General features: G+C 44.5%; 19 protein-coding genes. 11 read left to right on the top strand and 8 right to left on the bottom strand.

Translation table 11 applies throughout. The features are described from left to right. Positions 1 to 2 precede the first annotated feature (2 nt). The 4 genes from G496_RS0114990 (at position 3) to G496_RS0114975 (ending at position 5480) form a co-directional block, all read left to right on the top strand. Positions 3 to 725 (top strand): tetratricopeptide repeat protein, encoded by a 723-nt coding sequence (locus tag G496_RS0114990; RefSeq protein ID WP_027179979.1) that lies wholly within the window; start codon positions 3 to 5, stop codon positions 723 to 725. 522 nt (positions 726 to 1247) lie between these two features. Further along, a complete protein-coding gene (locus G496_RS0114985) occupies positions 1248 to 3503 on the top strand; it encodes a methyl-accepting chemotaxis protein (RefSeq protein ID WP_027179978.1) in 2256 nt (751 codons plus the stop codon). Between the two features lie 394 nt (positions 3504 to 3897). Then, positions 3898 to 4338 (top strand): MarR family winged helix-turn-helix transcriptional regulator, encoded by a 441-nt coding sequence (locus G496_RS20710; protein ID WP_051295086.1) that lies wholly within the window; start codon positions 3898 to 3900, stop codon positions 4336 to 4338. Continuing rightward, complete coding sequence (locus G496_RS0114975; protein WP_027179977.1) at positions 4335 to 5480, top strand: MFS transporter; 1146 nt, start codon at positions 4335 to 4337, stop codon at positions 5478 to 5480. The genes G496_RS20710 and G496_RS0114975 overlap by 4 nt, the downstream gene beginning before the upstream one ends. A 126-nt stretch (positions 5481 to 5606) precedes the next feature. On the opposite strand, the gene G496_RS0114970 is transcribed toward G496_RS0114975, so the two are convergent. Next, positions 5607 to 6569 (bottom strand): hypothetical protein, encoded by a 963-nt coding sequence (locus G496_RS0114970; protein ID WP_027179976.1) that lies wholly within the window; start codon positions 6567 to 6569, stop codon positions 5607 to 5609. 304 nt (positions 6570 to 6873) lie between these two features. Here G496_RS0114970 and ybgF point away from each other — a divergent pair, with 304 nt between their 5' ends. The 7 genes from ybgF to G496_RS0114935 all read left to right on the top strand — a co-directional run bounded on the left by ybgF (position 6874) and on the right by G496_RS0114935 (position 12989). Further along, a complete protein-coding gene (ybgF, locus tag G496_RS0114965; protein WP_027179975.1) occupies positions 6874 to 7764 on the top strand; it encodes a tol-pal system protein YbgF in 891 nt (296 codons plus the stop codon). A gap of 18 nt (positions 7765 to 7782) precedes the next feature. Continuing rightward, positions 7783 to 9027, top strand: coding sequence for a DNA-processing protein DprA (gene dprA / locus G496_RS0114960; RefSeq protein ID WP_027179974.1), 1245 nt, complete (start codon positions 7783 to 7785; stop codon positions 9025 to 9027). A 138-nt stretch (positions 9028 to 9165) separates the two neighbouring features. Continuing rightward, complete coding sequence (locus tag G496_RS0114955) at positions 9166 to 9579, top strand: hypothetical protein (RefSeq protein ID WP_027179973.1); 414 nt, start codon at positions 9166 to 9168, stop codon at positions 9577 to 9579. Further along, positions 9579 to 10418 carry an HDOD domain-containing protein gene (locus tag G496_RS0114950; RefSeq protein WP_027179972.1) on the top strand — a complete coding sequence of 280 codons (840 nt, stop codon included), beginning with the start codon at positions 9579 to 9581 and terminating at the stop codon, positions 10416 to 10418. The genes G496_RS0114955 and G496_RS0114950 overlap by 1 nt, the downstream gene beginning before the upstream one ends. A 71-nt stretch (positions 10419 to 10489) precedes the next feature. Continuing rightward, the gene (locus G496_RS0114945; RefSeq protein WP_027179971.1) at positions 10490 to 11455 is read left to right on the top strand and encodes a GGDEF domain-containing response regulator; all 966 of its coding nucleotides are present in this window, start codon (positions 10490 to 10492) and stop codon (positions 11453 to 11455) included. After that, entirely contained in the window at positions 11430 to 12380 is a 951-nt protein-coding gene (gene xerC, locus G496_RS0114940) for a tyrosine recombinase XerC (RefSeq protein WP_027179970.1), read from the top strand. The genes G496_RS0114945 and xerC overlap by 26 nt, the downstream gene beginning before the upstream one ends. A gap of 48 nt (positions 12381 to 12428) precedes the next feature. After that, entirely contained in the window at positions 12429 to 12989 is a 561-nt protein-coding gene (locus G496_RS0114935; RefSeq protein WP_027179969.1) for a hypothetical protein, read from the top strand. A gap of 11 nt (positions 12990 to 13000) precedes the next feature. Here the strand turns inward: G496_RS0114935 and G496_RS0114930 are convergent, their stop codons facing one another. The 7 genes from G496_RS0114930 to G496_RS0114900 all read right to left on the bottom strand — a co-directional run bounded on the left by G496_RS0114930 (position 13001) and on the right by G496_RS0114900 (position 21313). Further along, the gene (locus tag G496_RS0114930; RefSeq protein WP_027179968.1) at positions 13001 to 14959 is read right to left on the bottom strand and encodes a PEP/pyruvate-binding domain-containing protein; all 1959 of its coding nucleotides are present in this window, start codon (positions 14957 to 14959) and stop codon (positions 13001 to 13003) included. A gap of 62 nt (positions 14960 to 15021) precedes the next feature. Beyond that, positions 15022 to 15387 carry a response regulator gene (locus G496_RS0114925; RefSeq protein ID WP_027179967.1) on the bottom strand — a complete coding sequence of 122 codons (366 nt, stop codon included), beginning with the start codon at positions 15385 to 15387 and terminating at the stop codon, positions 15022 to 15024. A 29-nt stretch (positions 15388 to 15416) separates the two neighbouring features. Further along, the gene (locus G496_RS20000; RefSeq protein ID WP_034633497.1) at positions 15417 to 17480 is read right to left on the bottom strand and encodes an ATP-binding protein; all 2064 of its coding nucleotides are present in this window, start codon (positions 17478 to 17480) and stop codon (positions 15417 to 15419) included. Further along, positions 17477 to 18439 carry a phosphate/phosphite/phosphonate ABC transporter substrate-binding protein gene (locus G496_RS19995; protein WP_034633494.1) on the bottom strand — a complete coding sequence of 321 codons (963 nt, stop codon included), beginning with the start codon at positions 18437 to 18439 and terminating at the stop codon, positions 17477 to 17479. Before G496_RS19995 ends, G496_RS20000 begins: the two co-directional genes overlap by 4 nt. A gap of 8 nt (positions 18440 to 18447) precedes the next feature. Further along, the gene (locus G496_RS19990) at positions 18448 to 19098 is read right to left on the bottom strand and encodes a hypothetical protein (protein WP_245577939.1); all 651 of its coding nucleotides are present in this window, start codon (positions 19096 to 19098) and stop codon (positions 18448 to 18450) included. A 105-nt stretch (positions 19099 to 19203) separates the two neighbouring features. After that, positions 19204 to 20364 (bottom strand): sulfite exporter TauE/SafE family protein, encoded by a 1161-nt coding sequence (locus G496_RS0114905; RefSeq protein ID WP_027179966.1) that lies wholly within the window; start codon positions 20362 to 20364, stop codon positions 19204 to 19206. A gap of 166 nt (positions 20365 to 20530) precedes the next feature. Next, positions 20531 to 21313: a DUF169 domain-containing protein gene (locus G496_RS0114900; RefSeq protein ID WP_027179965.1), complete on the bottom strand. Its 783-nt coding sequence runs from the start codon at positions 21311 to 21313 to the stop codon at positions 20531 to 20533. Between the last annotated feature and the right edge of the window lie 16 nt (positions 21314 to 21329).

The raw sequence follows: 21329 nt of genomic DNA, 5'->3' as shown, positions 1-21329 counted from the left end.
TTATGAACAGAATGCGAAAAGTTAGTATGATGTTTCTGGTTATTATGACATTTTTTTCAATATGTTGTGTTTCCGGTTCATCTGCGTCGGGGACAGCTGAATGCGGTGGTAAGGCTCAGGTTTTAATTGACTCCGGAAAGTATTCCGAAGCCATTGATCTTCTTGAGAAAGGTGTTCAGGAACATCCCGGTTCGGACTGGCTTTTGAGCATGCTTGGCAGAGCTTATTATAAAGAAGGAAATCTGGAAGCGGCAGAGGCTGAATTCCGCAAAGCTCTGGAGATTAATAAGGACAACATAGTTGCCAAAAAATTGATCAAAGAAATGCGCAACACTCAGGACCTGCTGCGTGACCGTGATCTCAGTGAATGGGTTGCTATAGGAAAAGAAAAGGCCGCAGATCTTTTAACAACGGTACTCGGCGTCTGGATAGGTATGCTGCTTTCTTCAATTTCAAGCGGTTTCTATTCCCATTTTACCAGAAAGAGTTTCAGAAGAGCTCTTGCGAAAAAAGATTTTGACTATGCAACTGATATATTGGAAGATCTTGTAGTAAAGAGGGAAAAAGCCCAGCTTCGAAAAAGATTGAAGGAATTGCTGAACGTATTTTCGCTGGAAGATTCCCGTGAACTGATTATTGATTATGTTGACGATCCCGATGTTGAAAAAAAGCTCGTCCATTTTTTGAGTCAGATTTACAAAAAATCATCCCGAAAAGGGGCTTGATGCTTCAATTGTTTTATTAATTTTCATCATCGTAATTTTATAAATGACAAAGGCAGAATTCCCAGTATGTTTACTGAGAATTCTGCCTTTGCCGTTTATTTAAGCAAGCTTGAAAAGGTTTTAGAATAAAATGAATTTATACGATGTATAATTTTATTTTTATCTTGATAAAATAGTGTTACAATGAATGATATCTGTGGATTTAATTTTAATAATCATGTATTAAGTCAATATGTTGGGATAATTCTAGTCTGCTGGTTTATCGGAAACAATTTTACTGTCTGGATTTATAAAGGAGGATTTTCAGTCTGGATTTTACACCGGATCAGAGCTGCTGCTGAGATAGCGCTGCCACTTTGGTTAACCGACAAAATATAATATTTTATAATGCCTTTATCTTAATTTTTTTTGTAAAAGTACGATTATGATAAGTAGATGTTGTTATATTGCTTTATATGTACTATAAAAAAGTGTCACGTTTGCTGGTTTGAATGTTATCTTTTTTAGAAGAGGGGGCCTGTTTTGAATTTTAAGTCTATTAAAACTAAAATAGTTTTGATTTCAGCTCTTTGCGTAGTGATTGTTGCTGCTATTCTGATTTTTCTTCAAATTTCGGATCAGCGGAGTACTAATCAGTTTGTAAAGAGCAATGTTGAGGAACTTCTGGAATCAACAACTAAAATCAGGCTGCTGGCCGTTGCGAAGTCTGAAGCCGGAATAATTAAAGCCAAGCTTGAAACCAATCTGACGGCTGCACGAACTATTGCCAGCGCATTTAGAACCGTCAGAAGTGAAGATGCGATAAGATCAAGCGGTCTTCTCAGCAAGGTCTTTAATGACATCCTGCTGGATGTTTTGAAGGATAATAAGGAATTTCTTGGAGCATACAGTGCATGGCAGCCTGAGGCTCTCGATGGCACAGACTCCACCCATGCCGGCAATACCGATCTTAGCTATGACGACGATGGCAGATTTGTTCCCTACTGGAATAGAGATGAGACGGGAAAAATAGGCCACCAGAATCTTGTCGGTTATGAAGATGCAAGCAGTCATCCTAATGGCGTTAAAAAAGGCGGATGGTATCTCAACCCGAGAGATACAGGCCGCGAAAATATTCTCGATCCTTTCCCGTACATTGTTCAGGGCAAGCAGGACTGGCTTACAACCATGTCAGCTCCGATAGTTGATAATGGTAATTTCCTTGGTGTTGCCGGTACTGACCTGAGATTGAATTTTGTTCAGAAATTATGTGAAAATGTTGCAAGAGAATTATATTCCGGCAAAGCCACACTCAAGGTTGTCAGTTATCTGGGAATTGTTGTGGCTGACAGTCAGAATCCTTCCAATGTCGGTAAACCTCTTGATCAGACTGAAGCTAATAACGCCCAGCTAATTAAAACACAGGTTCGCAATGGTGAATCTTATGTTAATATGGGTAAGGAAACAGGCCTGATTCAGGTTATTTCCCCAGTTTCTCTGGGACGCACCGGAACCCCGTGGGCAGTTCTTATTGAAGTGGACAGAGACGTTGTCTTTGAACATGTTAACGATCTGGCCAAAGCTATGGCTGAGAAAGCTAATTCAAGTTATAAAACAGCTATTTTTACCGGTGCAGCGGTTGCAGTCATTGCCTGCATTGCTATCTGGTTCCTGAGCGGAACTATTGTTGCCCCGATCAAAAAATCCGTGAACTACGCAGAAGCCGTAGCTGAAGGCGATTTTGAACAGAATCTTGATATTGATCAGAAGGATGAAATAGGAGTTCTTGCTGATTCATTGAAGAAGATGGTTCAGAACCTGAAAGCGATGATTCTTGAGGCTGAAGAAAAAAGTAAGGTTGCTGAAGAAGCTGCCGCCAGAGCCAATGTCGCTGTAGAAGAAGCCAACGAGGCCAAAGAACAGGCTGCAAGGGCTGAAAAAGAAGGTAAGCTGCAGGCCGCAAGCGAGCTTGAAGAAGTAGTTAATATTGTAACATCTGCTTCTGAAGAGCTATCGGCTCAGATTGAGCAGTCGACAATGGGAACCAGAGAGCAGTCTTCGCAGATAACTGAAACAGCCACGGCAATGGAAGAGATGAACTCAACCGTTCTTGAAGTTGCCAGAAACGCTTCTGATGCTGCTGAAACAGCCAATCAGGCTAAAGAAAAGGCTCAGACCGGATCGGAAGTTGTTTCACAGGTTCTCAACAGCATGGAAGATCTTCAGAAGATAGCTTTACAACTTAAGGATGACGTTTCGAATCTCGGCAGAGATGCCGAGGGTATCGGTCAGGTAATGGAAGTGATCTCCGATATTGCCGACCAGACAAACCTGCTCGCACTTAATGCCGCAATTGAAGCTGCCAGAGCCGGTGAAGCAGGCAGAGGCTTTGCTGTTGTAGCAGATGAAGTCCGCAAACTTGCTGAAAAGACCATGGCTGCAACTCAGGAAGTCGGGTCAGCAATTGGAGATATTCAGACCGGAACGAAAGCCAATATAGTTAATGTTGAGAAGGCAGTTGAAAAAATTGATGAAACCACTGAGCTTTCCGGTACATCCGGTGAAGCACTTGAAGCTATTGTTAACTTTGTAGACGGTACTTCCACTCAGGTTCAGAATATCGCAACCGCTGCGGAACAGCAGTCTGCTACGAGTGAAGAAATCAATAGGTCACTCAATCAGGTTTCGGCGATTTCCTCCGAGACTTCACAGGCCATGGAAGAGTCAGCCAGAGCTGTCGAAGAAATGGCCAGACAGGCACAGGTTCTTCAGGGACTTATTACCCAGATGAAGAGTTAGCCCTTAGGTTGTTAATTCAGCTCTGATTAAGGTATTAATAAAATTGAAAGGCCGGTCCGGAAAGGACCGGCCTTTTATATATTTGATGTTTTGCATATAGATTTTATTGCTCCATTAATTTTATAATTGTTGCATGGGAAACAGTTGTGTATGCAACAATAGTTGTTTATTCAAAAGCTGTGGGCATAAGAAAACTCTATCAGGAGTTTAAATTACCTTTTCGCTGATGGTGTTCAGGCCTAGGTAGGCCATATGATCGTGATTGGTCGGGATATCAAATTAAGAAATTATTACAGCATATTGTTCAAGAAATGATGGGTATAACAAACTGTGTTTGCAGAAGATTTTCTGCTTTTTAAATCAGTCTGTAGAGCATGAACAAGGGGAGAAGCGTATGGCAAAACATAGGTCGATAGGAAAAAAAGTAGGTATCATAGCAAGATATCTTGATATGATTTTGGATAGTCGTCTTGCCCATCTTGGTCTGAGTGCTGCGACCATACCGATTATTACTTTCCTTTATGAAAACGAAGGGGTGAATCAGGACACTTTGGCTGAGTCCCTGCAGTTTAATAAAAGCACAGCAGCACGAGCTGTCTCCAAACTGGAAAAGGAAGGATATCTTACCAGAACCGTTGATCCGGATAACAGAAGGAGCAACATTCTCCGCACTACGGAGAAATCCCGCAGTATCGAGGAGGCAGTTAATCAAATACTCAAAGGATTGACAGATGATGTGTTCGCTGGATTTAACGATAAGGATATCGATCAGTATTTTCATTTAACCGAACTAATCAGTGCGCGAGTTTTGCAGATGCATAAGGAAACAAAATGATTCGTCTGGCAATTCTTTCTATTTCTTTACTCACGGTTATGTCTGGAGCAGCCGTGGCTCCGGCTGTAGCGGATATCATCGCCTATTTCCCGAATTCTTCGGATATGCTGGGAAAGATGGTGCTCACCACTCCGGCTTTGACAATTATACCTGTGGCTTTGGTTACAGGCCTGCTCAGTAGCAGGATATCTCGAAAGCATCTGGTCTACACCGGAATCTTTTTCTATATTTTGGGTGGAGCCGGGGGCGGACTTGCGACATCTATTCCTTTTCTGCTTTCAATGAGAGCCGTACTCGGCATAGGAGTCGGAATTTTAATGCCCCTATCAACCGGAATCATCGCAGATATCTGGTCCGGTGAAGAAAAGGCCAGAACAATGGGGCTTGCCTCGGCAGCAAGCAATCTGGGTGGCTTTATAGCCATGCTTCTTTCCGGTTTGCTGGCGGCAGTGAGCTGGCGGGCATCTTTTCTCATTTATCTGCTGGGTATAGCTGTCTGGGTGTTGATATTTTTCTTTTTACCGGAAAATCGTCCGACTGCCATAGTGAAAAGTAACTCTACCAAAGGAGCAGGTCAGTTAGTTTCCTATATTCGCTGGGGAATCGGTATGTTCCTGCTCATGATCGCTTTCTATTCCATCCCGGTTAATATCGCCATCTATCTCCAGAATCATCATATTGGAGACTCTCGCATGGCCGGGGCAGCTATGGCCGTTATGACTGCGGCATCATTCCTGACAGGACTTGCCTACGGTAATCTCAAAACAGTGCTGCGCGGGTGGCTTCCAAGTTTGAGCCTAGCCGTATTCGCAATTTCGTACTACGGTCTATCCGCATTTCCTTCAGTGCTCCCCCTTTTCTGCTGTCTGATGTTAAATGGGATGGCTTTCGGAATCCTCGTGCCCTCAATTATGGACGGAGTTACTAAAACTGCTGAGCATACCTCCGGGACTGCCGGAACTTCCGTGGTCACCAGCTTTTTGTTTGCCGGTCAATTTGCCAGCCCTTTGATCATGAGTGAAACCTCAGCTCTTATATTCGGCCCGGGAATATCCAATATTTATCTGACTCTTGCCTTCGGAGCCGGATTAACAGGCGCTCTTGCTTTTGTGCTTCGAATCACAGCCTCAAAGCGAGTTTAAGCACTGCATAAATAATTAAGCTTAGTCGAGATTAATATGGTCTAGGCGTGTCGCTAGGTTGTATAATCAAAAAGCCCCTGACAGATCTGTCAGGGGCTTTTGCAATGCCATTATGGACTGTAATTTTTAAAGTTTGACGAAGATAGAAAAGGCTCCGGCCATGATCAGTGAATGGGCCAGAATAACAAGTATCGGAGCTGCAGCCAGTCCGATCTTATGTCTCATAGGAGTGGCACTTTTCCATGCCACAGCCCAGATTGCACAGCAGATGATGTTTAGAACAGCTGCTCCACCTATGGTCACCAGCATTCCAGTATTCTGCATCAGAGTATCAAGTGACGGGGTGACAAAATATGAAAGCAGCCAGCCTATGGATATAAGCTGTACGATCATAGGGAAAAGTCCCCAGCGGGAGATTACCGGAAGTGCGAATTTGTAATAATCGCGGCCGAAGTTGTCTTTATTGCGTCTGAGAACGAGGTAAAGTCCCCCGGCTGAACCTGCAAAGGTGAAAGCCATGATTACGTATAAAGCACCAAGTGCCATTACTGTTGGTCCGGGGACAACGAGCAGATGGTCCAGAACGGGAATGTCAGGTACAGTCGGTTCAGGATTACTGCCTACCAGCCCGAAGACGAGTCTCATGGTCATTGTGCCACTGTGAATGAAACTAACTCCGCCGAGTACGGCAATTATTCCCAGCAGGATATGGAAAGCTTTTTGTTTTTTTAGTTTTTTCCAGCTGTATTTGTAGGCAATAAGGAAAACAGCACTGATGATGAGTGAAGCGTAAACAATCATCATAGGTGATTCCGGATTTTTGAGCCAGTCCAGAGTCCATTTCCATGTGTGGGCCACATAAGCCAGTGTTCCACCGGTAGCGATGATAAAGACAGCAAAAAGGATAAGAGACATGGAAGCTATCTGTTGAGCCAGCTTATCGTAAAAAATTTTTTTAGAGGCTTTTCCGGTAAGCTCAAGCAGGACAGCTATCAGCGGTGCTCCTATCGCTCCTAGAGCAATATAGTCGAAAATAGCTTTTGGCAGCAGTCCTACCGCCAGCCTTAAAGACTCCATTGGAATTTGCATTTGCGTTCCGCCCTAAAGATATTGATGTTGAAAGAGAGATTTGACCCGTGTGCGGGTCTTTGACGAAATCCGTTTTTTGAGAACTTTTGCCTTAAAATCAGCCTCTAGGCAAGTTTGCCCTCAGATGGTACATCGTAACACAGCTTGACGACTTGCAAAAAGCCATCGACTCGCCTATTTAGATTCAAGTAATTATTGTTTTAGCTTTTCGCAAGGGTTGTTGTCTCTCTTTTATTTTGAATTAATGATACAGTGGAATTGATCCGGTGAATTCAATTGATCGATCAACTTTCGGAGAAGTTTAATGAAATACGCGCGCATTCTCTTATTTCTCATTCTGGCGTTTAGCTCCACAGCCTGTTCCCTGACAAAACAGCAGGATAAACCTGCATGGGGAGGAAGTGAAGAATGGCGCATGAAGAGTCTTGAAGAGAGTTTTTTAAATTTCAAAGAAGGTATGAGCCAGCAGAAAGACGCTTTGAAGAAATTGAACGAAAATATGGATAAAAGATTTGATTCCATAGATGAGAGACTTGATGGTTTTGAAGACAGACTGGCAGAGATGGATAAACAGCAGAAGGAATTGATGGAGGCTCAAAAGAGCAGCTCAACTCCCGAAGTTGTCATGGGCGGAAGTGCCAGTAATGAAGATCGCCCCTGGATGAATGTTCCCGGTGAGGGTAATGAAACAGCTGATAGTCAGGTTGCGGCTGCTCCAGTATCCACCAAATCCGAGGTTAAAACTCCGGTTGTTGAGGAAGCCCCAAAAACAGCTCCTAAGGCTGTTTCCAAACCGGCTCCTAAAGCTCCTGCCGTTAATAAGGCCGAAGCTGTATATAAAGAAGGGGTAAGACTTGTTTTAAACGGCAAGCCGGATGAATCCAGAACTGTTCTTACAAAATTTTTGCAGACATATCCTACCAATGATCTGGCACCGAATGCTTTGTACTGGCTTGGTGAAACTTTCTACAGCCAGAAAAGATATGCGGAATCCATTTTAAGGTTCAGAGAAGTTGGCCAGAGATTCCCTAAAGCGGACAAAGTTCCTGATTCACTCCTTAAAATAGGCCTTGCCTATGACAAGCTTGGCGATAAGCAGAATGCACTTTTTTATATTAACACTTTGATAGGCGATTATCCTAACTCCGCTCCTGCAAAAATCGGTCGCTCAAGACTCAAGGAAATCGGAGGATAGGTTGAACGGTGCGCTGGAATGAGTCTTCGTGAGGAGTTTTTTGCCTGTCTGGCCTTAAGGCATACGCCCGGACTGGGGCCTAAATCATGGTCTGAAATATTAAACAGCTACACAACTGCTTATGAGGCTTTAAAGGACTGTCGGAGCTGGGCTGACAGAGGGTTTACATCTGAGAGTGTGGCCCATGCTGCGGAAAAAGAGCTCTGGCGCAAAAAAGCTGAATCCGAATACAAAGAAGCCTTAAAACAAGGATTCGGCATTCTTCCATGGACCCATTTTTCATTTCCTGAAAGCTTAAAAAAAATCAGCGACCCACCTCCATATATTTATTATTACGGAAATCCGGAACTGCTAAAAAATCCTTCCGTGGCTGTAGTTGGCAGTAGAAAATGCAGTGATTCCGGGCTGGCTGTTGCCGGACGGTTGAGCTTTGAGCTTTCTTCGTGCGGAATTACGGTTGTCTCAGGCTTTGCCAGAGGTATAGATGCCCGCGTCCATGAGGAGGCCTTAAAGCGTATAGGAAGTACCATAGCTGTTCTGGGGACCGGGCTTGATGTTGTTGATTATCCTTCAGGCAGTGTGGAATTACGTGAAAAAATAATAGAAAACGGATTAATGATATCCGAGTTTGTTCCATCGACACGGCCTTATGCCGGTAATTTCCCGTTTCGTAATAGAATTATCAGTGCTCTTAGTGCCGGGGTTATAGTTGCTGAAGCTTCGGTAAAAAGCGGCAGCCTGATCACGGCGAGACTTGCCGGAGAGCAGGGGCGGGAAGTTATGGCTGTACCCGGACCTCCCGGTGATGCCAGATTTTCCGGTTGCCTTAAACTGATTAAAGAAGGTGCGGCACTTGTTGAATCAGTTGAAGACGTACTTTGCACGATAGGGTATGCTCTTGATTCTTCCGGTAATTTTTCGGAAAAAGATGCTGGAATCTCTGGTGGCAGTTCGCTTAAACCTGCCCCTGAGGTAAAACCTCATTTTAATATTTCCGCTCCCGGATCAACTGGCACGTTGCGCAAAAAGAGCGGCATGCGGAACCAGAATGATAACGCAGTTGAAAAAAAAGAACCTGATACTAAAGACCTTAATGCCGATCAGCTGGCATTTGTCGGCGCTCTTAAAGAGTCAGGAAAGCTTCATATAGATGAATTGTCGCGTATGCTGGAGTGGGAAGGCGGTAAGACCGGCGGCGTAGCTCTAGAGCTTGAAGTCCGCGGTGTTATTGCACGGTATCCGGGTATGTATTACAGCCTTTAGCCGGATGAAAATGTTTTATATCGGCTGTTTGGTAAATTTTATTTTCTGTCTTTGTTAAAACTGAACTGGATACTTGCCTGTCAGCAATGTATTCGTTTATAATTTAGCGGTTTTCAATTTCAGGAGTGATTCCATAGTATGCAGAAAATCCCTGTTAAGCTAGCAGCACCGGGCATGAAATTAGCCAAGCCGGTAACCAGAGAGAACGGTATGGTTGTCATCGCCGAGGGGGCCGAACTAAGTGAAACTCTGATCTCACGTCTGGAGCAGATGAAGATTGAGAGGATTATGGTTCAGGGAAACCCGCTGGACCTCGATGGCAGTGGTAATTCATCCTGGAGCAAAAGAGCTGAGAGACTCGACAATCTTTTTCGTAGATATAAAAAAGACAGATGGATGACTCGCGTCAAAGGTTTTTTCAAAGAGTATTTCGAGCTTAAAGCTGCTGAACAGAAGGCGGCTGAGGAAGCTGAGCGGCTGGCTGAGGAAAAAGCCCGTGCGGAAGCTGAAGCAGCAGCACTGGAAGCTGAAAACGGAGATGGTGAAAAATAATGCAGGATCAGGATCTTAAAACCAGTGTCAAAGGGCAGATCCTTTCAGTAACTGATCTGCCGACTCTTCCATCTGTTCTTGATAAGGTTTCCAAACTTGTAGACGATCCCAATTCATCAACCGAACAGGTCGCTAAAGTTATAGCCCATGATCAGGTCCTTTCCGCAAAGGTTCTGAAAATGGTCAATTCTCCTATTTATGGTTTTCCGGGACGCATTACCACTATTCAGCACGCTTTGGTGCTGCTTGGTCTGAACGTCATAAAGGGTATAATTATTTCCACTTCTGTTTTTGATATCATCCAGCAGGCCATGTCAGGATTGTGGGAGCACAGCATAGGGTGTGCTCTTGCCAGCGGAGCTGTGGCAAAAGCTGCCGGGTTTGAAGACCCTGAAGAATTTACTGTTGCAGGACTTCTGCACGACCTCGGAAAGGTTGTTACGGCGGTTCAACTGCCGGAGCTTAATGCTGCCATCCAGCAGACTGTTGAAACAAAGCAGGTCAGCTACTATGACGCTGAACGCATTGTACTCGGTTTCGGGCACGACCGTATCAATGCATGGCTGGCGCGCCACTGGAACCTGCCGCCAAATGTCCGTGAAGCCATGACCTACCATCATCATCCTGATAGAGCCCAGTTTTATCAGCAGACCGCAGCAGTTGTTCATATCGGCAATTTTCTGGTGCGTATTTTTGAATACGGAAACGGTGGAGATGACCAGACTGCTTATTTCAAACCTGCGGCCATGAAGGTTTTGAAACTGAAAATGAAGAATCTTGAACCGGTCATGGATGAACTCTCCGAGCAGCTGATGGAGATTTCCGGATTTACGTTCTAAATATCACAATTTTTTTATTTTTAACGTATTGAGCTTTGACGAACTATGGTGGTGGTGCTATTTTCCTGCATATGGATACAAAGCACGCGCATGGTTTGCAGAATCTCAAGGGGCAGAGAGCTTTTCTGGTCTCTCCTGATGCCTCGCTAAGAGAAATGCTACAATCGATCTGGCCTGAAGAGGTAATAAAATTTACCTGCTTCGAGTATGGTCGTGGTGCTATTGAATTCCTTCTTACAAGCCCGCCTGATCTGCTTATCGTGGATAACCGTGTTGTGGACATCAAAGCCAGTGAAATGGCCAAGCTCGTCAAGAGTGAGAATGTTTACCGTCAGCTACCGGTTATTATCTGTCTTGATGAAACAGATCTGGAAAAACCATGGGACTGGGACGCTATTGAGGTTGATGATTTTCTGCTCCGTCCGTTTTTCCTTCCCGTTGTCCGGGACCGGGTAAATCTTGCCATGTGCCGGGCATTAAGGGCTCTTGATGCCAATCCCCTGTCAAAACTTCCGGGGAACACTTCCATCATTCAGCGTATTCAGTCGCTTATTGACCGCAGGGAAGACTTTGCTCTTGCCTATTGCGATCTTGATTATTTCAAATCCTTTAATGATAAATATGGATTTTCCCGCGGTGATGAAGTCCTCATGATGACCGCAAGGATAATTGTTAATACTATCCGCAGTTTTGCCGGCGAGAAAACATTTGTAGGGCATGTCGGCGGAGATGATTTTGTTTTCATAACTCCACCAGATATTGTGGAGGAAGCCTGTAAACGGATTGTGTTTTCCTTTGATGGGATTGTCCCTAATTTTTATGATCCTGCGGATAGAAAATGCAAATGTATTGTTTCCACTGACAGGCAGGGTAATATTCAGAATTTTCCGCTGATGGCTATTTCCATAGCAGTGGTTTTTAATATTGATGGAAAATTGAAGCATTTTGGAGAAGCCTCGGCAATTGCCATGGGGCTCAAAAAGAAAGCTAAAGAAAACCCCAAGAGTAATTATGTCCTCGACCGGAGAACTCCATAGCCTGCCTGAAACAGCGCAGATGTTTCTAACTCATTTGGATATTGAGAAAGGATCGTCTAAAGCCACTCTTGCCTCCTATGAAAGAGACCTTGACCAGTTTGAACATTTTCTTTCTACACGATCGCTTTCTGTTGCTGAGCCTGAAAAAATAAACAGGGACATACTGCGCGGTTTTTTAGCCTTCCTGCATGGTAAAAAGCTTGCCAAAACATCTGTTTCACGAAAGCTTTCAACATTGCGCTCTTTTTTTAAGTATATGATTAAAATGGGATTTATAACTTCAAATCCTATGAACGGAATCCGTAATCCAAAGCAGGAGACCAGACATCCGCAGGCTCTTAATGTCGATCAGATTTCAACATTGCTGGATTATTCCAAAGACACCTCTCCTCAGCATAAAAGAGATGAAGCCATAGCCGAACTGCTTTACGGCTCCGGCCTGCGTGTGAGTGAAGCAATGGGGCTGAATCTTGATGATGTGGATATTTCTTCTTCGATAATAAGAGTCTACGGAAAAGGAAGCAAAGAAAGACTGGCTCCTTTAAGTGACAGCTCTGTCAAAGCTCTGGATGCATATATCAGGGTTAGAGGAGCCTTTAATCCATCAATTTCCGAAGAAGCCCTTTTTCTGGGAGTCCGCGGCAAACGTCTTAATAGAAGACAGGTTAATAGAATACTGGAAAAAATGGCAGCGGAAGCCCATTTACAGGGCAGGGTCCATCCGCACATGCTGCGACATTCCTTTGCTTCGCACATGCTCCAGTCGGGAGCTGATATGCGCAGTGTTCAGGAATTGCTGGGGCATGAGCGGCTGACAACAACTCAGCGTTATACCCACTTGAATTTACAACACATTATGAATGTGTATGATAAGGCTCATCCGATGTCGGCGGAACATCCGTCAGACAAGGATGACAATAAATGAGGATAGTTCGCTTCTGGATAATCTGTAACAGCAAATCGGAGGATAAGAATGAAAAAACTTACAGCGGCAGCCGTAACCAATGCCATTCAGGAAAAGAGTGAAGAAGCAAGAAAGTCGGCTTTGTTTGAAGTTAAAAGCCTCAAAAAAGATTTGCTTAATCTGGAAAAAATTCTCTCATCTAAAAAATGTATTCTCGAAGACCCTGCTTTCGATATTGTCCACGGTGCTTTTGAAGTTTTCAGACATACTGAAGTTATCTGCCAGAACGTCAAGTTGCAGGAACAGATAGATAACAGCCTTGAGAAGGCTTCGTTTAAAGATTTTCTTGATTCAAAGGGCGCACGTCTTCTAAAAAAGCCTGAAGGATGGCACTGGATTTCTCCAAGCGGTGAAATGCATTATCTTGGAGCTTCCAATGATACTCAGACCGCAGCGGAAACTCTGGAATCACTTTTGAGCAACAAGAAGGCCCCTGCTAAAAAACCGGCAGCAAAAAAGAAAGCAGCAAAGAAAAATACTGAGGGTGCTTCATCCGAACCGGCAGCAAAATCTTCCAAGAAAAAGGCTGATCAAAGCTCTGACAATCCTGAAGCAGCAGCTCAGGCCTGATGACCTCAGCTTCAGCTCACTGAACCGATGATTTGTGAAGCTATCATTCCGGATTTTTCCCGGTCTGATATGTCTTCCGTTCTGGTTGCGGACATTGCGATCAGCAGACCGATAGTTGCAAGCCTTTTCTGGGTTATAGAATCTTTGTAACCGGAAAGGGCGGCTTCAATGAGATCCCCGACCCTTTTAACTTTAAAGTTCTGGGATTCTAAAATCATGGTCATGAACTTGAGCCTTGTCAGTCTGGCTTCATTATTTCCGGCACCGCCTTTGAACCGGAAATGAACGTGGTTCTGTTTTTCTTCAGGACCGCAGACTGCATCTATCTCTGCAAATTCGTGCTTGAATTTAACGGTCAGGTTCATATATGTGCGGGCCAGAATGGCGTATCCGCTGAGTTCCACTTCCGGAGTATCGGCCCAGTTTATGGTTTCTGAGTCAAGCCCGAACCACAGAGCCCACATGGGTGCTGATTTTACATCGTCCGGTGATATTACCTGTTTACCTGCTGCTGTAGTGAAAAGACCGTCAGCGAGGTTTAAAATATTCAGCGTAACCGGAATACGTGCGCTGAGTGATTTTGAACCGTCAAGTCCGAGTCCTTCCTTGCTTACCAGCGCAAACATTTCCGCAATTCCTTTTTCATTGGAAAAGCGGACCAGATCGTACATGGATCTGCTTTTTTCAGGAAGAAAAGAGTCCGCGTCATTTGTTGAGAGGTTCAGTCTGGCAATATGCGGAAGTGCTTTTGAAAATCTATCAAAACTGTTTTTTGTGTTTTCTTCAAGCGGTGTAATAGAAGTGATATGGAGCCTTTTTCTTGAATCCGTTCTCCAGCTGATAGAAAGTTCCTTTCCTGCTTTGTCACGGATGGCTGCTCCTGCTTCAGACAGTTGTCTGAGAGTGTGTTCCGAAAGAGGGTAGTCGTCACTGCGGCCTATCGGACGGTATTTTTTGTCTGTTACCAGAATTTTTATACCCGGATTGCTTCTGCAGACTATACTCATGTAATTATCATCAGGCTCGGCACTGCCGGGTAGTTCAGCGCGCTCCGCTCTGGTGACAAGCTCTCCGTCATATCCTTTGCCGTCATCAGGCTGCAGAATTGAGACAACAGGTGTTTCACCATCCGCAAAGTTTCCGGCAATCCTTTTTTTAAGGAATGAAACAGAATATTTGGCTGCAACAGATCTTTTCCATGCTTTTACAATATCAGCTGGAATAATCTGTGCTTCCCTGTGCAGAATGCCGCCAAGCGGAGTAGGAGAGCCTTCCGGCGTGGCACTTGATATCAGGCTGACATTTTTACCGCCGCGGGCCAGTTCAAGAGCCGCTATTTCCATTTCGTTGGCAATAACGTCCGGCATGTGTGATTTATTTATTATTCCTGTAAGTTCCTCTGAGATGCTTTTAACTGAGAGTTCATCATCAGGGTTTATCAGGGACAGCTCATGGTCGATTATTCTGCGAAGATCGTTGGCTTCTGAAAAATAATGGTAGATATTGGCCGAAAAAACAGTTGATTCAGATATTTTTATGTCAGTGCTTTTTTCTGCGCGGCATAATTCAAGTGCAGGAACACCTGATGCGTTGATATTATTTTCAGCTTCTGACAACGGATAGATAAAAGGTTCAGAAATATCAGGATCAGGCACTGTTACCGCCATGCGGCAGTAAAAGTTGATTTTATTGTAATAATCCATGATGTCCATGAATCTCACCGGATTCATGGTCTGGAGTTGTTCCAGCATCTCACGGACTTTAAAGCCGAGTGATTCTGTTAATTTTTCAACACGCTGCCAGTCTGCTTTTCTTCTTCCGAAATCCATTTCCTCGATTTCAGCAATGATAAGCATGGACTCTTCTTCAAGGTCTATGAGTCTTTTAAACGCGTTGTAACGGCTTCTTAATAACCTTCCCGGAGGAAAGCTTTCATAGGTCCAGTGCAGAAATAATTGTCTGAATGACATTTAGAAATCCTGATATGAAATTTAAGTAGTGTAACAGCTTGAGGTGTAAAGTGAAAAATCAGCTAGGAGTTCTTTTCCAGAACTTCGGCAACTTTTATTTCCAGCTCTTCTTTATCAATGGGCTTAACGCAGTATTCATCTGCTCCCAGTCGCATACATTCACGTGCTGTTTCCAGTGTCGGGTAGCCTGTGAGCATGATAACTTTAATGGATGCCTGTGACTGCTTTAATGCGGCGAGAACATCAACACCTGTCATTTTGCTCAGTTTGATGTCCAGAATGGCGAGATCGACATTATTGTTGCCTACGTATGAGATTGCCTCGTCTTCGTTGGTAAAAACGATTACTTTGTGGCCTTTTCTTTCAAGTATGCGTTTTACAAGTATTCCGGCATCGACTACGTCATCCAATACCATTATTTCAGACATTTTAATTTCTCCTAAGCGGCGTTCAGCAATCAGAATTCAGAAGATAAAATTTCTTTTTCTTTACCGGGTTCAAGTGGCAAAGTAATGGTAAACAGTGTCCCCGGACCTGCTTCTTCAGGAAGTTCTTCTTCCAGTATGCCTTCGGGAAGAGGGCTTGTCACGGATATCTTTCCGCCGTGGTCCTCAATAATTCCGAATGAAACCGAAAGCCCCAGTCCTGTTCCTTTACCTACCGGTTTAGTGCTGAAAAACGGATCAAAAATAGAGTTCAGATTTTTTTTGGCTATACCATAGCCACTGTCGGCAAAAAAGGCCGTTATAGTCATATCCTGAGTATCAAGACGGGTGATAATTTTAACAATTCCGCCACCGTTCATGGCTTCAAGGGCATTAGAAAGAAGATTCAGCCAGACCTGTTTGAGTTTTTCAGGGTCCCCCTGAATAATAGGGTAGCGGTCATCAAGATCAGTTATGATGCTGACATTTTCGAGCTTGAAGGTATGGGTGACCAGCTGAACCACTTCCAGAATAGAATTGTTGAAGCACATTTCTATTTTATCACTGGTTGTCTGACGGGAGAATCCAAGCAGGTCCGCCACAATTTTTCTGCAGAATCTGGCCTGCTTTTCCATGATGCCGAGATCAGCATAAATCTGACTTTCAGGATCAACATCTTCCTGAAGAAGTTGGGCATATCCCAGAATTATTCCCAGCGGAGTATTAATTTCATGGGCCACTCCGCCGGCAAGCTTACCGACAGATTCCATTTTCTGGGACTGTATAAGCTGGGACTGATAACTCTTGAGTTCGGTTATATCTCTGGCTGTTGAAAGAACACCGGTAATATTCTGATCTTCGTCATAAACAGGGACCCTGATGGTATGAAACCATTGAGCGGGATCGCCATCCTCAGGCTGGTACAGGTTTTCCTTGTTGATAATCTTACCAGTGCTGAAAATGCTTATGACTTCCTGTTTACGTTTGTTGGAAATTTCTTCGTTGAAAAGGTCTTCATCTCTCATCCCCATGATTTCTTCTTCTTTTTTGCCGCAGGAGCGGGCAAATGCGGCATTCACGGCCATGTAAGTCAGGTCAGTGCCTACAAGTGAAACCTGATCCGGGGATACACTTAAAATTGTTTGCAGCAGTTTCTGCTGTCTTAAAATATTTTTTTGAGCGGTTTCGAGGTCTTCGATGTGGTATTTCAGAGTATTGGCCATTACATCGAACGTTTCGGTCAGCTCCTGAATTTCATCTCCGCTGGAATTGATGTATATGTCGCAGTTTCGGCAGTTGGTGAGCTTGTCTGGATAATTGTTCTCGCCACATTCCGGGCATTTTGTGCCTGATATATACCAGCACCGGCGCAGATTATCCTGCCATGCCGGGCAGTCTCTTTTTCCGCAGTTGCGAATTTCATGGCAGGTATTGACGGTTTTTTTATCCCGGTTGACTACAAGGTTACCTTTTACCAGATTCTCCGCATGTTCCCTAAGCATCCCTATACGGGCGGTAATTCTTTTAGCAAATTGTGTTGAAACCAGAACCGCCATTGCCAGCGCAAGTCCGGTCAGCATGGAAATAGCCAGAATGAGCGAATTGGTAACCTGCTGAACCTTTGTTCTTGAAAGTCCGAGCCTTACGGTTCCTATTTTTTTGCCGACCAGATAAACGGGAGCCGCAAAGTCATATATTTTTTCTTTGCCGGTATCTATGGTTACAATGTTCATCCGGCTGCCACTCTGGACTTTATTGGCATTAATCAGTTCAACTGGGAATCCGTCTGAAAAAGTATGTACAAGAATTCTGCCCCGTTCATCTTCGATAAAAGCATAAACAACATCGCTGTCAACTTCGGTTATTTCATCAACCATTGTCTTCAGTTGCAGCAGATCAACAGAGAGCAGCGGATCAACAGAACGTAATACCAGATTGCCTGTAAGAACCCGGCCGCGTTTGCGGGCTTCCTGCACCAGAGCGTCTGAAGCCATACGGGTTACGAACATGGCAAGTATCAATGCGGTCATGACCACAATTACGGTAATGCCTATGTTTATTTTGGTGCGGAAGCGCAGGCGACCAAGAAGGTTCAATTGCTGTCCTCCCTGAATGAATTGTTTTCCCTGAACATTCCGAGACTTGCAGCGAGATCCCTGATTGAATCGTAATCACTGTCTTTAGCAGGTATAATTCCACGCATTCCTGCGGTCGAAAGAATTCTGGCCTGAGTAGAATCATTCATACTGAGCTTGAACATAGCTCTGGAAATTTTTTCCACTATTTCAGGGGATAGTCCCTTTCTGGCTGCGTATACCCAGCCCGGATAAGCTTGTGTAGTGGCTAGAATTCTGATTTTATCCATTGAAATTTTATCTTTTACAATATCAAGGCTTCCTTCTCTTATGGAAGCAAGGTCATATTTTCCGGCGTACATTGCCAGAACGGCTTTTTCCTGTTTCCCTCCGGGGCCGGGCGCAAAATTTATCTCTGAAAAATCGTCGGTTGTTATTCCATGTTTGAGAAAAAGTCCGAGAGCGAAAAGATAGCCTCCGGCGGAAAGAGGGTCCACGGCAATCCAGCGTTTTCCCTTGCAGTCTTTAATACTGTGGATCAGCCTGTTGTCTTTACGGATGATAATCTGCCCTCTGAAAGTAGGACTTCCAGAAGGTTCTATGATGCGGGCAAAGGCGCGGGCTCCGCTCTGGGCTATGCGGATGTAGGTCATGGGGTTGGAGAAGGAGATATCTATATCCCCGCGTTCAACCATACGGCGGTGTTCTTCAAAGGTATCGGGAAAGACCTGTCTTATCGGAAGTCCTGTTTCGCGGGCCAGATATTCTATGAGCGGATTATGCCGCTGGTATGAAACCGTGTGTGAATACTGGGGAAGATAGGCATAAGTTATTGCCGGTTCCGGCTCGGGAACTTTTATGTCTTCTCTTTTGGACATGTCCACATGGACGATAGTTTCGTCATCCCTGTCACAGCCACAAAAAACAAGAGGTATAAGAACAACAAAAACTAGGACTGTTAGCAGCCTTCCGATCTTCATCTTTTTCCCTATGATGCAGTTTTAGCCCCTTCACTTTCTTCAAAAGCCAATTGTGTATCTGCTTCTTTCTTCTCTTTCGGCACCAGATCATTCCAAGATTTCATTTCACCGGAATCTTTGGCATCTTCCTCTTTAATTTTGTCTATCCTGTTAAAGAACGGAAGGTTTTTGCGAATCTTAGAAAAGAGATATCTGAGAATTATATAGGCTGAAAGAAAAACAAAGGGATACTCAAGTCCGTAGTTTAGTACGGGAATGGTGTGGATGTCTATGCCGGAAAATCTTTTTTGCAGCCAGCCCATGGCAAATGGGACAGGCCACAGGGAAATGGCAAAAAGCGCAGCGTGTGAAAAAAAGACTTTGCCAAAATATTCGTTGGCCCAGTTGTTTGCCGATTTGAAAATTTTTTTATCTTTTCTGAGAATAGCTTCAATGGAAATATTATGCATACGGATCATTTCTTTGTTTAATCCGTTGTAATATTTCCTGTTCCAGAGATAACCTATGCTCATGCTTATTTCGCCGAACAGGATACACCAGCAGGCAAGAATGGCTGTTCCAAACCAGAATGCCGCAACTGAAGGTATTCCTATTCTGTATGGTGAGATAAGAATTGTGTCGAAAAAAAGATATATGCTGTCGACATCTGCCATGTTCATGCCCTCTCTGGTTTAATGTTCTTTTCCCGGAGACTTTTAAAAGTCTCCGGGAAAAGTGGTGGGAAGGTTGTTATGTTTATTTTATAAGGTGGTGCTTTATACTTTTTAGAACGGAGGAAGCAGGCTTATTCCGAGGAATCCCTTGGATGCGTAGCGGATACCTACATAGAATGCGAGAACTACAAAGAGTCTTTTGAGCCATACGTCCGGGATGTACTTTGAAGTACGGGGTCCGATGAAGGAACCTACCAGAACACCAACAAGCTCAACACCGATCAGGGGCCAGAATACAGGGGTATCCTTAACAACCATGTAGGTGAAGATAGAGGTGGTCATACCAACGAGAACAGCCAGAGCGGATGTTCCTGCAACAAGGTACATAGGCAGACCGGCGATGCTTGTAAGGAAAGGAACAAGCAGGAAGCCGCCACCGACTCCGAGGAAAGATGCCAGAGCAGCGATTACGAAACCACCGCAAACCGGGATCAGAGGGTTGAAGGAAAATTCAACGCCATAGAAGGTGAACACACATTTAGTGATAGCAAAGCTTTTGACTTTTACTCCGAGGGAAGAAGTATCAACGTGGGTACCTTCTTTTTCCTTCTTGATAGTAGCCTCGAAAGCCTTGGCGGCTTCTTTTGCCTTGTTTTTACCTTTCTGAGCACGAGGTGTGGTCTGGTAGAAAAGGTAACATCCGAGGAAAAGAACGAAGAGACCGAAAAATCCTATGTAGGATTTAAGGGAAATTTTACCAGCTGTGAGCCAGGGAACGAGGTATGAACCGGCAATTGATCCAACAGCAAGAGAAAGTCCGAGAGGAAGAACCAGACGGCCCATCTTGTAGTAGTTGAAAGATGACATTGCGGAAGATGTACCTACAAGCCACTGGTTGGACACACGGATGGAGTCTGTAACCAGCTTGTTCATGATAGGGGAAGTCTTCTTGAATGTGGATGCGTAGTTACCGAAACCGTAGATGGTGATGTGGCCTACACCTGCCATGATACCGCCGAATGCACCGACAGTGGAGAAGATCCAGCCTACCCAGATTGCCCATACGAAACCAACGATAAGGTTAACGGATGGAGCGCCGTTGATTCCAAGGAAACCTGTTGCCAGTTCAGGGTTGATCTGGCCGGGTTCGGTTCCGGTTGGAACAGTTTTGATTGCTTCAGCAAGTCTGTCAGCCAGAGCAGGCTGGATGAATGCTGCAACCGCAAGTGCCGCTACGGCAAGGATAAAAAAGCTTTTGCGGGTTTTGAACATGTGATACTCCCAAAACAGTGAAAGTTGGTGGTTTAATGAAATCCTGCCCTTGCATAGGCGACCGCTGCCACGGTTCTCCGGGATTCCAAAGCCTTCATTCCTAATCTAAGGACGGATGGGAATCATCCCATCCATCCTATTTTATATTTCATAAAAAAAGCAAAGACTATTTCTCTTTACCTTCTTTCTTGAATATAATCAGCGGGCAGTTCTTGCAGACGTCTGCTCCGGGGAATCCGTCACCGGGACGGGTAATTGCGCTGCTGGCTTCGTTGATGCGTTCTACCAGTCTGTCTATTACTGCATGGAATTTCTTACCGGGGATGATTACGTTAATTTCGCCGCGTTCTGTTTTACCTGCATTGTAGCTTCCGCTGCATGCGGGGCACATGTTGAATTCCTGCTCAAGGTAGGTCCAGACGTTACCGCCGCATGAGGAGGAGTTCATTGTTACATTCGGGCGCAGAGGATGGGTGTCTGTTCCGGCCATGTAGTCTACTGCAAGGTGGTAAGCCTGCATGTTGTCACAGTAGAAGTGCACGGTGTCAGGTTCAAAAATTCCGTCAATATCACCAAGAGGTGCAACAGCTACTGCGAGAAGACCTTTGGGAAGCTGTGATTTGGATTTTACAAAACGTTCAGCCTGATCTTTGTCACGGGTATATTTTGCATGACCTTTGATTTCGCCTTCATCAAGATCTTTCCAGCCGAAGCTGTAGCGGGCGTTGCCGCAGCCGAGATCGTCGATGGTGGCAAGAACGGTCTGGCCTTTCATGCGTGCAGCGATTTCCCACTGACAGAAAGTCATTGATTTTACCGGGGTGTAGAATTCTGCAGTCTCTTTAAAATGATCCAGTTCTTCCTGCTTGAAAAAGAATTTCACAGCAATAGGATAATGATAAAGACGCAGTTCCTTCATCAGCATTTCCTGAATTTCTTTGTAGGTCATTCCTTTTACCTCCAGC

The organism is Maridesulfovibrio bastinii DSM 16055, assembly GCF_000429985.1.
Taxonomy (GTDB): Bacteria; Desulfobacterota; Desulfovibrionia; order Desulfovibrionales; family Desulfovibrionaceae; genus Maridesulfovibrio; species Maridesulfovibrio bastinii.
The sequence above is the reverse complement of the archived record's forward strand: the minus strand, read 5'-3'. Positions and strand labels throughout refer to the sequence as shown.